The following is a 15,706-nucleotide window of genomic DNA, read 5'->3' on the forward strand; positions in this document are numbered from 1 at the left end:
AGGCCACCCGCTTCAGCGCGCCGAGCGGGTCGCCGGCGGCGAGCGCGCGTGCCGCAGCGGTGACTAGCGAATCCATCGTCTATCGGAATCCCGCCACACTTGTCACTCCCACCGTTTCTGGCCCGCAACTAATCTAGCACATGCGTACCCCCTATCCCGTCGTACAGGGAATACCGGGTACGACACGACGACCCGCATTCAACGGAGGCAGGCATGACGACGAAACATATGACGGCAACACGCGAGGAAAGGTCAGCCGAAACAAGGAGATCTCTCGAATCATGAGTGCCGGACGCGTTTCGCAACAGCCCTTCTTTGGCGCTATCGCGCTGCTCTTTGCCGTCAGTGTGACAGGGACGATCCGGTGGTGCACGTCGATGTCGGCGATGGGAGAGATGCCGATGCCGGGCGGCTGGACACTGTCGAATGCATGGACGCGGATGTGTGGACAGACGTGGTCCTACTCCGCGAGTTCGTTCCTCGGCATGTGGATGCTGATGATGGTGGCCATGATGCTGCCATCATTCGCGCCCGTGTTGTGGCGTTACCGCGAGTCGTTCGGCAGGGTCAGCGCGACGCGTCGCGCCTGGCTGACCACGCTCATGGGCGCAGGGTACTTCAGCGTGTGGATGGCATTCGGCATCGTTGCGTATGCGGTGGGTGTTGCGCTGGCAGCGCTCGAACTCCAGTGGCCCGTGCTGGCGCGCGCCGTGCCGATCGCTGGGGCTTTGGTGGTACTCGGTGGCGGCGCACTTCAGTTGACTGCGTGGAAGGCGCATCACCTTGCCTGCTGCAGATCGGCACCAGCGCGAGACGGCATCTCGCCAGTGCGCGCGAGCACAGTATTGCAATGCGGTATGCACCACGGCCTGCATTGCGCATATTGCTGCGCGGGCCTGACGGCGATCCTTCTGGTCATCGGCATCATGGACCTGCGCATGATGGCGCTCGTGAAAGCGGCCATCACCGCCGAACGTCTTTTGCCGGACGGTGAGCGCGTAGCGCGCGGGGTTGGCGTGGTAGTCGTCGGCGCAGGAGTGTGGCTATTCATGCGAGCGGCGCTGCTCGCATAACATCACGCGCTCTGCGCACGCTTGAGAGCGGACCATTCGCCACCCGCGCGGCTTATGACAAAATAAGCCAATTTCACGCGCCATCAGAATCCGCTTTTGAACCCACCATCCTCTACTGTGTCGATCTCGGTCGTGAACGCCTTCCTTAGTGGAGCCGATCGTGCCGCAATGGCGCGTCTTGCTGGCCGCTCGGGTATTCCCTATGAGCTACTGAGCAAACCAGGCGCACGGGTCACAGAGGAGCAGTTCTCGACGCTTTACCGGCTCCTCGCTGTTGAACTGGACGACGAAATGCCCGGCATTTTCAGCCGGCCACTGCGAAGCGGGACATTGAAATTCCTCTGTCTAAGCTTGCTTGACGCGCCGAATCTGGGTGTGGCGTTGCATCGCTTCGGTCAGTTCTTTCACCTGATTCTCGACGAATTCCGCGTCGTCCTGAATCGCGAGGACGCGGTGGGCTGTGTCGAACTCGTCGATAATCCGGCGGGCCCTGCAGTCAGCACGCTGGGCCGCGAGTTGATGCTCAAACTGGTGCACGGCGTGGCGTCGTGGCTGATAGGACAGAAAATTGCACTCACGAAGGTGGACTTCGAGTTTCATCGGCCCGCGCGGGCGGGGGACCACCTTTATCTGTTTCCGGGCCCGGTGCAATTCGGCCGGCAAACGACGCGTATGTGTTTCGACGCCGCCTATCTTGATGTTCCAGTCAGGCGGCGCAAGTCGGAGCTCAAGGCATTTCTCGGGCGCGCTCCCGAGGACTGGATTTTTGTCTCGTTCGCAGAGCAGATGGTGTGTCACCGCGTCTGGCGCTACATCGCCGATTGTCTGCCTACCCCACCGGCGATCGACGCGGTGGCCGATCATCTGCACTACTCGGTACGCACGCTATGCCGCAGGCTCGAAGCGGAGGGGACGACGTTTCAGGCCATCAAGGACGAGGTGCGGCGCGACATCGCAATCCAGCGGCTGACGCAGTCGGAAGATGCGATTGCAGCGATCGCCTATGACGTAGGCTTCGATAATCCCACCGCTTTTCATCGTGCGTTTCGTCACTGGACCGGCAGCACGCCTGCTGCGTATCGCAATACCGTCTGAGCGGGTCGCCTGTGCGATAAACGCCAGGCCAACGCCATCAAGCATAGAAGGGGAGCAACTGCGGTCCGCCGCGGTTGCTCCCCTCTCGTCCAGCATCACGTTTCCTGACCGATCCCGCCAGCCCTTGATCAATGATTGAGGCAGGTGTCGGCGTTCTGCCAGGTACAGGTGTCGAGGCCGGTGTGGATGACCGGCTTCACGGTTTTTCCTTCAGCAAGGTCGCGCATGACCATCGCTGCCCGATAGCCCATTTCCTCCGGCCGTTGCCCGACAAGCACGTTGACCTTATGGTCCTTGAGGGCCTGAAGTTCCGGTCCAAGCGTATCGGCCGAGACGATCACGAACTTGCCGTCCTGGATCTTCTGCATGATCGGCGCAACGACCTGTGAATAGGCCTGCGGCGCGAACAGCGGCCAGCCGCCTTCGAGTACGAAAGCATCGAGCCCGGTCGCATTGGCGGTCAGCGTATCCTGCATCATCTGGTTCGCCTTGGCGGCATCGTCATTCACGTAGAGTGGGCAGGCGCTGATTTCATGCCAGCCGTTCTCGCCCGCGAGCTTCTGGATTCCCTTCTTGCCCGAGAGTGCATCGCGTGTGCCTTGAGCGCGCTGGTTGATGTTCTCGGCTGCGGGATTGCCCATCACGAGGCAGATATTGCCGCCCTTCGGCATCAGCGTTTTCAATTGCTCACCGAGCTTGACGCCCAGTTCGTAATTGTCGGTGCCTACATAGCTCTTACGCAGCGACGCGTCCTTCGGCAGCAAATCGGCATCCGCGGTGATGATCGGAATCGACATGTGACGGCGGCGCAATACTTCGGCCACGGCCGGGGCATTCGCGGGCGAGATCGCCATGGCCGATACGCCCTTCGTCAAAAGATCGTCGATGATCTGCACTTCAGCGCTTTCGTCGGCGGCCGTCGCGGGGCCAGTGTAGTAGCAGGTGTAGCCTTCCTTGTTGAGTTCCTTGTTCGCCCGTTCGCATCCCTGATGCATGAGGTCGAAGTAGGGGTTGTCGAGACCCTTCACCACCAGCGCGAGGGTCTTATCGGCTGCGAAGGCGGGAGAGCCCAGCATGGCAAGTCCTCCGATCGCAGCAAGACACATCAATACTTTTTTCATCGTTGCCTCCTAGGTCGACCAGCGTTAGCGCTTTAGCGTTTACTCCGGTCCCATGCAAAGCGACAGGCCCCGGCTCTGCGGTGCCCATGTCTCGCACAACTTTCGTAATAATCGCAAGGAAAGCCCGTATTCGAGCCTGCTCGCCTTCCCGCGGAACTTCGCGGTCTCATGCACACTTGCGTCCGGCAGCGCCGCGTCTCGTCCGGCCGCACCCCGCCCATCGTCGCACCGGCCGTATCGCGGCCGATGCGCGCGAAGACATTTCAATCTCCTTGCCGCACACCGCCTAGCCGGTTGAAGAGCACGGCGACGATGATGAACGCGCCCACGACCGTGCCCTGCCAGAACGAATCGACACCGAGCAGGATCAGGCTGTTGCGGATCACTTCGATGAGTGCGGCGCCGACGACGGTCCCGAAGGCGCTGCCGATGCCGCCCATCAGATTGGTGCCGCCGATCACGGTCGCGGCAATCACGCGCAACTCGTCGCCCGTGCCGAGGCCCGTCGTCACCGCGCCGAGCCAGCCCACTTCAAGGATCGCCGCGACGCCTGCCATGAGTCCAGCGAGGACATAGACCGAGCAGATGATGCGGCGCACCGGAACGCCAGTGAGGTTGGCCGCATGACGGTTGCCGCCGACCGCGAAGACGTAGCGGCCCCAGCGCGTCCACGCAAAGGCGAACCAGAACAGCACGGCAAGGACAACCAGGAACCACACCGGATTGGCGACGCCGAAGGTCTTGCCGCCGCCGAGCGCAAGCAGCTTGCTGCCGTCGGGGCCAAAATCGAAAATGGTCCGGCTGCCGGAGAACACCAGCGCAAGACTACGCCCAACGCTCAACATGCCGAGCGTGACGACGAAAGGCTGCATGTCCAGATAGGCGATGAGTATGCCGTTCACGAGGCCAACCAGCCCTGCGGTCAAGAGTCCCATGCCGATACCGGCCCAGATCGGATAGCCGGCATTCATGACCACCGAGAGCACGATCCCGCTCAGGCCAATCGTCGAGCCGACCGAAATGTCGATGCCGCCCGTGACGATCACGGCCATCATGCCGAGCGCGACGATAGCGACAAAGGCGAAGTTGCGCGTGACGTTGAACAGGTTCTGCTGCGTCGCAAAGGTCGAGGTGACGAACGAGAGCACGACGCAAGCGATGATGGTGGCGAGCACCACCCAGAACACCTGGCTCGCGAGCAGCCCCGACCAGCGAGTATGAGTCCGCGTGGATTGCGGATCATCAAGCAGTGTTTGCATTCGGGTAGGCCTTTCCGGCGCATCGTTCAATTTCGGGTCTCCGTTGCGAGGCAGATTCAGGCGGTGGTGATGGCTCCGGTGATGAGGCCGGTCACTTCTTCCGGGGAGGACGCTTCGATCTTCTTGTCCGCGACCTTACGCCCACGCCGCATGACAACCACGCGGTGGGCGACGTCGAAAACGTCAGGCATGCGATGGCTGATGAGAATGACCGCAATGCCATGTTCGGAGAGGCGTTTGATGAGGTCGAGCACCTCTACCACCTGACGCACGCTGATCGCTGCGGTCGGCTCGTCCATGATCACGAGGCGCGCTTCGGAAAGGCGCGTGCGAGCAATCGCCACGGCCTGTCGTTGACCTCCGGACATCTGCCGGACGAGGTCGCGAGGGCGCGTCTCCGATTTAAGTTCTTTAAAGAGTTCGCCAGCGCGCCGGTACATGGTCGCGTGATCGAGGATGCGGATGGGCCAGAAGCCGAGGCGTGGCTCACGGCCGAGGAAGACATTGGCGGCCGCCGTGAGGTTGTTGCAAAGCGCGAGATCCTGATAGACGACTTCGATCCCTTGAGCCCGGGCGTCGACGGGTTTGCCGAAATGCGTGGGCTTACCCTCGATAAGGATCTCGCCGTGCGAGGGGGGAAAGTTACCGGCGATGACCTTCACTAGCGTCGACTTCCCGGCCCCGTTGTCTCCCATGAGCCCGACCACCTGGCCCCGCTCCAGACTGAGCGTTACGTCGATCAGCGCCTGAATCGCGCCGAAATGCTTGGAAACGCCTCTGAGTTCCAGAAGACTCATGGACTGTCTCGCTCGCTCAAGTAATGCCGCCCGTTTCTTCTGCCGGGCAGACGGTGGACATGCAAACCAACATTTTTTTATAGCACAAAGGTGCTTTTTGGCAAGCAACGCTCGTTCGGGGTTTACCTTCGGCCCATGGGGCAGCGCACATCGTGAGAGCTATCGTTTTGCTTGCACTTGTGCGAAGTGGTCGCATGTACCTGTGATGGTCTCGGCGTATGCTATATGGGTACCAGTGGATGCGCCCCTAGTTTCCGCTTACCCAGATAACGAGCTTATGCAATGGCCAAAGATCCTGAATCGACGGTCGAGGAGGCTGCAGGCGGCGAAGCCGATCCTGCTCCTGCGAAGTTTCTTCCTGCCTTCGTGTGGCGCGCTTCACGCGATGGTTCAATCCTCTACGCGAATCCGTGGGCTTGCCGATATCTCGGCGGCCCGCCCGAACAAGTAATCGGACGGCACTGGCGAACGTTCGTGCACGAGGAAGACATCGACGCTGTGCTCGATGCCGTACGCCAGATAAAAGATGGCCCGCTCCTGCGCAATGTGGACGTGCGGCTTGTTCGTGCAGACGGCGCATTTCGCTGGCACACGCTTCATCTGCAGGCGACCCGCGACGAGCACGGCAATATCTCCGACACGGTGGGCGTCGCAATCGACATTCACGAATCCAGGCATACGCGGGCCCTGTACGAAGCCAGCGAGCGGCGCCTGCGTGCGGCGTTCCAGGCCGCACGGATGGGCGGCTGGGAATGGAACATGAAAACCCGGATGGTGCATATGACCGCCGAGTTGGCGAAGATGTATGCACTGCCTGAGGGCATTGAGTGCGCAACCATCGAAGAACTGAGCAATCGCGTGGCGCCCGGCGACCGCGATGCCTATCACCGCAAGCTCGACGAATTACTGCGGCACCGTGCACCATTCGAACTCGATTACCGCCTTGGAGAAGGTCAAGCGGCGTGCCGCTGGCTGCGCATGCGTGGGCACTCTGAGTACGATCCCGAAGGGCGCCTCGTGCGCGTGTACGGCGTGACCTTCGATATCAGCGAGCAGCACCGCAAGGAAGAGCAACTGAGTGTTAGCGAACGGCGTTATCGCGCACTCGTTGAATCGACCGGCGCGATGGTCTGGTCGGCGGATACCGATGGGCGCATCCGCGTCGCCGGTGGTTCGTGGAAAGAGTTCGCTGGAGCCGATGCCGCCAGGCTCGACGGCTGGGGCTGGCTCGACCTGGTGCATCCGGATGATCGCGAGTTCACACGACGCAGCTGGCAGGATGCGCGGCTCGAGAAGACCGCTCAGTCGCTGACGTTTCGCCTGCGCCGGCAGGACGGCGTTTACCGCTACATGCAGGCCAACGCGGCGCCGCTGAGCGACGAGCGGGGCAATCTGCAGGAATGGTTTGGAACCATGACCGACGTGACGGCACGGCGCGAAGCGCAGGCCGCAACCGAAGCGCGCCGCTTGAGATTAAGGGCCGCCACGCAGGCCGCCAAGCTGCGCATCGTGACGCTCGATCTGTCGGACTGGAGCCTTTCGATGGAGAACGGCGGGGACTGTCACCACGTGGCACGGATGCCCTATCAAAGCGCGCTCTCCCGCGTGCATGCCGACGACCGCGCTTCGCTCGACCGTTATGTCCGACGTCTCCTGGATGGAGAAGCGCCGCACGCGAACTTCGAATTTCGTATCCAGCATGCGCGGCGCGAGCAATGGGTCGGGGGTAGCGCGCTACTGCAACGCGGTTTTGGTGGCGAGCCGCTGCGTATCATCGGCTCGATCGTCGATATCACCGGGCGCAAGCGGCTAGAGTTGATGCTGCGCGAGTCGAGCCGGCGCAAGGACGAATTCCTCGCCATGCTGGCACACGAACTGCGCAATCCACTGGCGCCGTTACGAACGGCGATCGCGCTAATGCAAAAAGCGGCGCTGCCCTTAGAGCATGAGGAGCCGGATCTGCTTGGGCTGATGCAACGGCAGGCCGAGCATATGACGCGTATCGTCGACGATCTGCTTGAGGTGTCCCGGATCACCCAGGGCCGCATTGCGCTGAAGTACGAGCCTATTCTCGTTTGCACCGCTGTGTACCACGCGGTGGAATCGGTCGCCCCGCTTGTCGAGGCACGCGCCCAGCAAATCCACGTCGAAGTGCCGGACGCTACCAGCTGGATCTGTGCGGACTCCACCCGCATGTCGCAGATACTGGTCAATATTCTGAACAACGCCAGCAAATACACCCCCGAAGGCGGCAGCATCAAGATCACCGCGCATGTGGACGCGGAGTGGATATCTATCGTGATTACGGATACGGGTTCCGGCGTGTCGCCCGAACTGCTGCCGCATATTTTCGATCTTTTTTCGCAAGGCGAGCGCACGCTGGACCGTTCTGAGGGCGGACTCGGCATCGGGCTATCGCTGGTCAAGAAGCTTGTAGAAATGCATGACGGCAGGATCTCCGTACGCAGTCCAGGACCGGGCCAAGGGACGAGCGTGACGGTCGATCTGCCGCGCCTGCATCATCATGAACGGCATTCGGGAGCCGCGCTTTCGGCACTCGACGCGCCTCAGGAAGCGTCGGTGCGCCGCATACTTATCGTTGACGATAACCGTGATGCGGCCGATTCGTTAGCCATGCTATGTGAAACGGAGAATCACGTGACCTGCGTTGCCTATTCGTCGGCGCAAGCGCTGGAAGTCGTGCGGGATTTCAAGCCGAACGTCGCGTTGCTCGACATCGGGCTACCCGGTATGGACGGTTACGAACTGGCCGGGGTCCTGCGCGCGCAATGCGATACACCGCTATTGCTGATTGCGATTACCGGGTATGGACAAGCCGAGGATCGGATGCGTGCGCAGGCAGCCGGGTTCGATCTGCATTTCGTCAAGCCGGTCAGGGTGGAAAGTTTGCTCAAAGCCCTGTCGGTACGGGTGGCCGATTATGCGGACGAAGAGTCAGCCACCGTTGCGGGACGCGCACGGCGATGATTGATCGCGATAAACACGCCCATTAGCAGACAGAAGCCAAACAGCAGCAACGCCGTATTGATGAGCACGCGTTCAAATCCGAGCTCGCTGACGTCGATAAACGGATAGGGGTAAAAATCGGTTTCGCTGCCGCGCCAGAGTGTCATCAGCAGATAGGCAAGCGGATACACCAGCCAGAACAGGCAATCGCGTAGAAGTAGATGGAAGCGCGGGACGAACAGCAGCCAGTACAGCGCGCATAGCAGCGGTATGGCCGTGTGCAGCAATTCGTTGAGCAGCGCGCGGTAGCCTGACGGTGTCCACAGATGACGCAGCAGACAGTTATAGGCAAGACCGACGAACACGATATAGACGACGACCGCGGTGAGCACGGGCGGCTTGCGGAAGAATCCCCCGGGCGCGAAGCGCGCTCGCGTGGCCACGCAGGAAAAGCTGATCGCCACGGTGAGTATCGTCAGATTGGTCAGGTAGCTGCTCAACCGCTCAATACCCTCGATCACACCCAGGCCGCGAAACAGCATTCTGCTAATCGTGATGTCGGTCTGCGCGGCAAGGGCCAGCCATGCAAGAATCGCAATCAGCGATGCCATGGAGATTGACGCAAGACTTGGCGTCGCGAGCGGCAAGTCGGAACGATGCGGTTCGGGATGAGCGGAGTGCTTTGGCATGCTCAGAGTCCGTTTCACTGAAATCGAGTATAAGACAGTCTGGGTCGCGATCTGTGACCTCGGGACGAGGGCGACGGCACGACGTTTCGCGATTGCGTCGCTGCAGTGCATCAATTGCAGTGACAAGTGGCAGCGTTAGCGCGGTCACCACCTCGGGCACAAGGGCCATGCATTACGCAACGACTGGCCAACGCCAGGTGGTCGACAGCGAGGCGATAGCGCAACTGCCGCGATCAGGTGCAATATGTTGCGGCGTTCGTGATTGATATTTTTTTCTGGGCTAGTTAAATATACGGGTACGTGTCATCTCGTTGTCAGGCTGCTGATCCTGTTAAGAGGGGAATAGGCTTGAAAAGTGATTCGCAGACCTCGGTGCTGGCTTACAAATACACTACACGCACGCGATCGAGGCGGGTGGTGCAGGGCGGCGTCGCGCTCATCGTCGCAACGTCGCTTGCAGCGTGCATGGTCGGCCCGGACTATCGCAAGCCCACGGTTCAGGTGCCGGAAGGGTTCAAGGAAGGCGTGGACTGGCAGCGCGCCGAGGCGAATCCACAAGCGGCGATCTCGAGCACCTGGTGGCGCATGTATGGCGACGACAAACTCAACGGTCTGGTCGACCAGGCGTTGCAGGCCAACCAGTCGGTCGCGGCGGCAGAAGCCGCCTACCGCGTTGCTCTCGCAACCATAGAGTCCGACCGGGCAGCCCTGTTTCCTGTCGTCAGTCTGGGCGCGGAAGGCGGGCGCTCGGGCGGCAACATCGCAGGGCTCTCGGCGGGCAGCTCCAGTTCGCCGGCCGCGGCGGGCAACAGCGTGGCGGTGACGGGCACGGTCAGTTGGGAACTCGATCTGTGGGGCGCGATACGGCGCCAGCTCGAATCGGCGAGAGCAAACGCCCAATCGTCTGACGCACAGCTGGCCGGCGAGCGCATTTCGATCGCGGCCAGCGTCGCGACCGACTATTTCCAGCTACGGCAGGCCGACTTCGACATTCGTATGTTGAAGGAGCAGCAGGATATCTACGGACAGATTCTCGGGATGACGCAAGCCGGATTCAAGGAAGGCGAAGCGTCGGGTGACGACGTGCTCAACGCGCAGGAGAATCTGCAAACGATTATCGCCGACCTGCAGACGACCGAAATTTCACGGGAGCAGGACGAGCACGCCATTGCCGTGCTGGTCGGCACGCCACCGGGGTCATTTTCCATCGCGCCTGATCCGGACTATCAGTTCGTTTCGCCTCCCGTGCCGCCCGAACTGCCTTCCGAACTGCTGGAACGGCGCTATGACGTCGTGAGCACCGAGCGCACGGCGGCGTCGGCCAACGCGAAAATTGGCGTCGCCGAGGCCGCGTTCTTTCCGGACGTGACGCTTTCGGCCGAGGGCGGTTTCGCGCACAACACGTTCGCGCATCTGTTCTCGGTACCTAGCCGTTTCTGGACGCTTGGCCCCGATATCGCGGAAACGATTTTCGACGCCGGCGCACGCACCGCTGCGGTACATGGCGCGCGCGCGACCTACGACGAAGATGTCGCGAACTACCGTAATACGGTGCTGACGGCGTTCCAGAGCGTGGAGGACAGCCTCTCGTCGATGAATCATTTGCGGCAGCAGGCCAGCGCGTTCGAGCAGGTGTACGACAGCAGCAGCCGGCTGTTTTCAAGCCAACAGGCGCAGTTCAATGCCGGTGCGTCCAGCCAGCAGAACGTGCTGACGCAACGGCTGACGTTGATCCAGGCGGAGGAGAGTGTGCGCGACACGCAGGCACTGCTCGCCGAGAGCAACGTGCTTCTGGTCAAGAACCTTGGCGGTGGCTGGCAACGCGATGACGCCGAAGTCGCTTCGGTGCCGGCCGCCGCTTCATCACCCGCTTCGGACGCGGCAGCGCAACCTGCCGCGGTGCATTCCGCCGACTGACCCGCATGCTGTTTCATATGATCCGGCATACCGCGAAGCCCGCGCGTGCTGGCCTCAAGCAAGAACGGAGTTCTCATGAAGCCACGTCCTCAGCGCGCGTCGCTGTCGTATCTGTGTCTGATCGTACTTGCCGCCTGCTCGAAACCTGCGCCGACGCCTCCACCGCCGCAGGTTTCGGTCATGACGGCGCATATGCAGTCGGTGGCGCTTGAGCGTCAGTTCGTCGGCCGGCTGTCGGCTTACTACAGCGCCAATGTGACGGCCCGCGTGTCTGGCGTGCTGCTGCGGCGCAATTACACGGAAGGCGCGCCGGTTCGCACGGGGCAAGTGCTGTTTGAGATCGATCCTGTCTTTTACCGCGCGCAGGTCAATAACGACCTGGCGGTGCTGGCCGAGGATCAGGCCACCTACGTCAACGACCACATCACCGCAGCGCGCAACCGCAAGCTGCTGCCAGTGGGCTCGATCTCACAGCAAACCGTCGACAATTCCGACGCCGCTGAACGCAGCGCGGCGGCCAAGGTGAAGGCCGACGAGGCGGCTGTCGAGACCGCAAAGGTTTCGCTCAATTACACGCGTGTGACCTCGCCGATCAGCGGGATCGCCGGACAGCAACAGGTGACTGCGGGTGCGGTGGTGGGTAGCAGTACCTCCGACTCGGGTGGCAGCGGGACGCTACTCACGACGGTCCAGCAGATCGATCCGATGTACGTGAACTTCACGATCAGTTCGTCCGACCTGGCGACGCTACAGCAGTCCCAGACCCGGGGCTCGATCGATCTGACACAGCAGAACCAGACCACGGTGCAGATCGGACTGCCTAACCGCACGTCATACGGCACGGCGGGTACGCTCGATTTCTCAGACATTACCGTCAATGCGGCGACCGGATCGATCAACATGCGCGCGCTCGTGGCGAACCCGCAGCGGCATCTGCTGCCCGGCATGTTTGTGACGCTGACGGTCAATTTCGGTCAACAGAACAATGTGTATCTGGTTCCGCAGCAGGCATTGCAGCGCGACACCGTGGGCGGATACGTGATGGTGGTCAACGCGGATGGCAAGGTCGGGCGTAAGGACGTCGAGGCGAACAATAGCCTTGGCAATAACTGGGTCGTGACGCGCGGTCTGACAGACGGGGACCAGATTATCGTGACGGGTGTTCAGATGGTAAAGGAAGGGGCACCGGCGAAGACTGTCGCGTGGCAGCCGCCTGCGTCTTCGGCTGCGGCGGCGGATTCGGCAGCATCCGGAGCGCCGGCGGCAGCGGCACCACCGGCAGCATCGGCGTCGGGTCCGGCGGCAGCGCCGGCTTCCACAGCGTCATCGGCTTCGGCCGGCATGGCGCAATAGGAGACCGTTCATGCCGAGTTTTTTCATTCAACGCCCCATCTTTGCCTGGGTCATCGCGATCCTGATCTGCCTGTTCGGCATCATCTCGGTGCACGGCATGGGGATCGATTCGTACCCGGACATCGCGCCGCCGGAAGTGACCATCACTTCGACCTATCCGGGCGCGAGCGCCCAGACGATGGAATCCACGGTGACCCAGGTGATCGAGCAACAGCTCACCGGGATCGACAATCTGCTGTATTTCAGTTCGACCTCGAGCGCGAGTGGCCAGTCGCAGATCATCCTCACGTTCGCAACGGGCACTAACCCAGACATCGCGCAGGTGCAGGTGCAGAACAAGGTCACGATCGCCCAGCCGCTGCTGCCTTCGCAGGTAACGCAGCAAGGGGTCGTAGTGGCGAAGGCGAGCCCGGACATCCTGATGTTCGTCGCGCTGCAGTCAAACAACCCGGCGATCGATGCTGGGCGCCTGAGCGATATTCTCGCATCAGACATTCAGCCCAACATCGGCCGTCTGAATGGGGTGGGCAATACCAACCTGCTTGGCTCGGAGTACGCGATGCGCATCTGGCTCGACCCCGACAAGCTGCAGAGCTACGGGTTGTCGACGACCCAGGTACTCAATGCCGTGAACGCGCAAAACGCGCAGTTCGCAGCCGGCTCGCTAGGTGCGGATCCGGCCGTGAAGGGGCAGGTATTTACGGCGACCGTGACGGGCGACGCCCTCTTTTCGTCGCTCAAGCAGTTCCAGGACATCATTCTCGTGGCGAACAACAACGGCACCACGGTCAAGCTCTCCGACGTGGCGCGCATTTCGTTCGGCTCACAGACGTATGGCTTCGCGCCGGTCTATGACGGCAAGGCGGCTGGGGGGATGGCGATTTACCTGCTGCCGGGTGCGAATGCGCTCGCGGTCGCGAAGGCGGTAAAAGCCGAGATGGCGGTACTGGCGCGGGACCTGCCGGAAGGCGTCGTGTGGAGCGTGCCATACGACACCACGCCGTTTATTACCGCCTCGATCATCGACGTGATCCGTACGCTCATCGAGGCGATCGTGCTGGTGTTTTTCGTGATGCTGATCTTCCTGCAGAATCTGCGGGCTACCATCATTCCGACGCTCGTGATTCCGGTCGCGCTGCTTGGGACCTTCATTGGCCTGTCGGCGTTGCACTACACGCTTAACCAGTTGACGCTGTTCGGCATGGTGCTCGCGATCGGCATCGTGGTCGACGATGCGATCGTCGTGATCGAAAACGTCGAACGCATCATGACCGAGGAGCATTTAGAGCCAAAGGCGGCGACCCGCAAGGCGATGGGCCAGATCACCGGCGCCATCATCGCAATCACGGTGGTGCTGTCTGCGGTCTTCATACCGTCCGCGCTGCAACCGGGCGCGACCGGCATCATCTACGCGCAGTTTGCACTGACGATCGCGGTGTCGATGGGATTCTCCGCGTTCCTTGCGTTGTCGTTCACGCCTTCGCTGTGCGCGGCGATCCTGAAGCCCGAACACCCGGACAAGAAGAGCGCGATCTACCGCTGGTTCAACCGCACTTTCGACTGGACGACGACACACTATATCGGCCACGCCGGCCGGGCCGTGACCCATGCGCCGCGCTGGATGATGGTATTTGTGCTGGTCGTGGTGCTGACAGGTTTCCTGTACACGAAACTGCCGACCAGCTTCGTGCCCGACGAAGATCAGGGCTTCGTGCTCGCGCTCGTGAATCTGCCGCCCGGCTCGACGCTGCAGAGCACCAATCACGTGATGGGCGAAGTGCGCGACAAGCTCCTGCACAGTGCGGTCGGCAAGGACATCGTGGGCATTTTCCAGCCAGAGGGTTTCAGCTTTGTCGGCACGAGCGAAAACGTCGGCATGTCGTTCATCAAGCTGGCGGACTGGAAACAGCGGCCTCTAACCGCGATGCAGCTGATTCCGCGGATCAACCAGATCCTTCATTCCATTCCCGATGCGCAGATCTTCGCGGTGAATCTGCCGACCATCCGCGGTCTTAGCCAGTTCGGCGGCATCGACATGTATCTGCAGGCACGCGAAGGCCAGTCACGAGCGGAGCTCGGCCAGGCCGAACGCACGCTGCTCGCAAATGCGACGAAGAGCCCAGTGCTGTTCGGGATCCGCCCCAACTCGCTGCCGTACGCACCGCAACTGGACATCGCGGTGGACCGAACCCAGGCCGAAGCGATGGGCCTGTCGCTGTCCGATGTCTACAACACGCTTGAACTGGAGCTCGCACCGTTTTACGTCAACCAGTTCACTTACGGCGGGCGCGTAAAGAAAGTCTTTATCGAGGCCGATGCGCCGTACCGGATGGGCCTCGAGGCGTTCCAGCACTTGTATACGCCGAGCTTGTTCGGCACCGCTGCCGGCACCGGCACCGGTACGACCGCGAGCCTGTCGTCATCGACCAGCACGTCGGCATTGAACGGCTTCACGACGGCCGCCGACCCATCGGCCGCGAACCCGTCGATCGCCCCCTACAACATGGTGCCGCTCGCCAGCGTGGTGAATTCCAGATGGACCCTCGGGCCTACCGTGCTACCGCGCTACAACGGCTACTCGGCGATCGAGATCGTCGGCAACTCTGCGCCGGGCTACGCGACCGGGCAGGCGATCGATGTGCTGCAAAACATCGTCGACCACCAGTTGCCTAACGGTTTCGCAGCGGACTGGACGGGGCAGTCATTCCAGGAACTGCTATCAGGCTCGTCGGCGGTGACGCTGCTGATCCTGTCGATCGTAGTGGTGTTCCTCTGTCTCGCCGCGCTGTACGAAAGCTGGTCGATTCCTGCTGCGGTGCTGCTCGTCGTGCCGCTCGGCATGCTCGGCATGCTGGTGTTCTGTCTGACGTTCAGCGTGCCGAACGACATCTACTTCAAGATCGGCCTCGTGACCGTGATCGGCCTCGCGGCGAAAAACGCGATTCTGATCGTCGAGTTCGCCGTGGAGGGGCAGCAACGTGGCATGACGCTGCGCGACGCTGTTCTGACGGCGGCCCGGCTAAGATTGCGTCCGATCCTGATGACCTCGTTTGCCTTCATCCTCGGCGTGTTCCCGCTGGTGATCTCCTCGGGTGCGGGCGCCTCGTCGCGTCATGAAATTGGCACCGGCGTGATCGGCGGCATGCTGTTCGCGACCATCTTCGGTCTGCTGCTGATTCCGGTGTTCTATGTGGTCGTACGGCGACTGCTGGGTGACAAGCTCGACGAGGTGTCACACAAGATGCCCCATCACGGTGATGACGGCGAGGGCGGGGACGGCCACGGCAAGCACGACGATGGGACTCCGGGTGGCGGTGGTCACGACGGCGGTGGCGCGGGTGGCGCAGGTCCTGCAGGGGAAGGCGCGCCAGTCTAGCGAACGGACGCACGCCAGACCTGACGCTGGGCATGTCTGGCGAACCCTGTGCAACGCTC

The 15,706-nt window shown here is 61.7% G+C and carries 10 protein-coding genes; 6 read left to right on the forward strand and 4 right to left on the reverse strand.

Annotation, left to right across the window (positions count from 1 at the left end):
* Window positions 1-281: 281 nt before the first annotated feature.
* Window positions 282-1,073 carry a DUF2182 domain-containing protein gene (locus WCA85_RS30935; RefSeq protein WP_424068805.1) on the forward strand — a complete coding sequence of 264 codons (792 nt, stop codon included), beginning with the start codon at window positions 282-284 and terminating at the stop codon, window positions 1,071-1,073.
* 96 nt (window positions 1,074-1,169) lie between these two features.
* Window positions 1,170-2,168, forward strand: a complete 999-nt coding sequence (locus tag WCA85_RS30940; RefSeq protein ID WP_424068807.1) for an AraC family transcriptional regulator — start codon at window positions 1,170-1,172, stop codon at window positions 2,166-2,168.
* 128 nt (window positions 2,169-2,296) lie between these two features.
* On the opposite strand, the gene WCA85_RS30945 is transcribed toward WCA85_RS30940, so the two are convergent.
* The 3 genes from WCA85_RS30945 to WCA85_RS30955 form a co-directional block, all read right to left on the reverse strand.
* Window positions 2,297-3,289: a sugar-binding protein gene (locus WCA85_RS30945; RefSeq protein ID WP_424068809.1), complete on the reverse strand. Its 993-nt coding sequence runs from the start codon at window positions 3,287-3,289 to the stop codon at window positions 2,297-2,299.
* A gap of 263 nt (window positions 3,290-3,552) precedes the next feature.
* Window positions 3,553-4,548, reverse strand: a complete 996-nt coding sequence (locus tag WCA85_RS30950) for an ABC transporter permease (protein WP_424068811.1) — start codon at window positions 4,546-4,548, stop codon at window positions 3,553-3,555.
* A 56-nt stretch (window positions 4,549-4,604) separates the two neighbouring features.
* Window positions 4,605-5,345, reverse strand: coding sequence for an ATP-binding cassette domain-containing protein (locus tag WCA85_RS30955; protein WP_424068813.1), 741 nt, complete (start codon window positions 5,343-5,345; stop codon window positions 4,605-4,607).
* A gap of 282 nt (window positions 5,346-5,627) precedes the next feature.
* On the opposite strand from WCA85_RS30955, the gene WCA85_RS30960 reads away from it, so the two are divergent.
* Entirely contained in the window at window positions 5,628-8,333 is a 2,706-nt protein-coding gene (locus WCA85_RS30960; RefSeq protein ID WP_424068815.1) for a hybrid sensor histidine kinase/response regulator, read from the forward strand.
* On the opposite strand, the gene WCA85_RS30965 is transcribed toward WCA85_RS30960, so the two are convergent.
* Complete coding sequence (locus WCA85_RS30965) at window positions 8,285-9,001, reverse strand: Pr6Pr family membrane protein (protein ID WP_424068817.1); 717 nt, start codon at window positions 8,999-9,001, stop codon at window positions 8,285-8,287. The genes WCA85_RS30960 and WCA85_RS30965 overlap by 49 nt on opposite strands.
* 348 nt (window positions 9,002-9,349) lie before the next feature.
* Here WCA85_RS30965 and WCA85_RS30970 point away from each other — a divergent pair, with 348 nt between their 5' ends.
* The 3 genes from WCA85_RS30970 to WCA85_RS30980 all read left to right on the forward strand — a co-directional run bounded on the left by WCA85_RS30970 (window position 9,350) and on the right by WCA85_RS30980 (window position 15,647).
* A complete protein-coding gene (locus WCA85_RS30970; RefSeq protein WP_424068819.1) occupies window positions 9,350-10,918 on the forward strand; it encodes an efflux transporter outer membrane subunit in 1,569 nt (522 codons plus the stop codon).
* Window positions 10,919-10,993: 75 nt separating this feature from the next.
* A complete protein-coding gene (locus WCA85_RS30975) occupies window positions 10,994-12,271 on the forward strand; it encodes an efflux RND transporter periplasmic adaptor subunit (RefSeq protein ID WP_424068821.1) in 1,278 nt (425 codons plus the stop codon).
* A 10-nt stretch (window positions 12,272-12,281) separates the two neighbouring features.
* On the forward strand, window positions 12,282-15,647 hold the full coding sequence (locus WCA85_RS30980; protein ID WP_424068823.1) for an efflux RND transporter permease subunit: 3,366 nt from the start codon (window positions 12,282-12,284) through the stop codon (window positions 15,645-15,647).
* Window positions 15,648-15,706 lie beyond the last annotated feature (59 nt).

Origin of the sequence: Paraburkholderia sp. (assembly GCF_049581445.1) — a bacterium.
GTDB lineage: Bacteria > Pseudomonadota > Gammaproteobacteria > Burkholderiales > Burkholderiaceae > Paraburkholderia.

Bases quoted from the DNA above. Each gene is read 5' to 3' on its own strand.
- WCA85_RS30935 (WP_424068805.1), top strand. From the start codon at position 282: ATGAGTGCCGGACGCGTTTCGCAACAGCCCTTCTTTGGCGCTATCGCG.
- WCA85_RS30945 (WP_424068809.1), bottom strand. From the start codon at position 3,289: ATGAAAAAAGTATTGATGTGTCTTGCTGCGATCGGAGGACTTGCCATG.
- WCA85_RS30950 (WP_424068811.1), bottom strand. From the start codon at position 4,548: ATGCAAACACTGCTTGATGATCCGCAATCCACGCGGACTCATACTCGC.
- WCA85_RS30955 (WP_424068813.1), bottom strand. From the start codon at position 5,345: ATGAGTCTTCTGGAACTCAGAGGCGTTTCCAAGCATTTCGGCGCGATT.
- WCA85_RS30960 (WP_424068815.1), top strand. From the start codon at position 5,628: ATGGCCAAAGATCCTGAATCGACGGTCGAGGAGGCTGCAGGCGGCGAA.
- WCA85_RS30965 (WP_424068817.1), bottom strand. From the start codon at position 9,001: ATGCCAAAGCACTCCGCTCATCCCGAACCGCATCGTTCCGACTTGCCG.
- WCA85_RS30975 (WP_424068821.1), top strand. From the start codon at position 10,994: ATGAAGCCACGTCCTCAGCGCGCGTCGCTGTCGTATCTGTGTCTGATC.
- WCA85_RS30980 (WP_424068823.1), top strand. From the start codon at position 12,282: ATGCCGAGTTTTTTCATTCAACGCCCCATCTTTGCCTGGGTCATCGCG.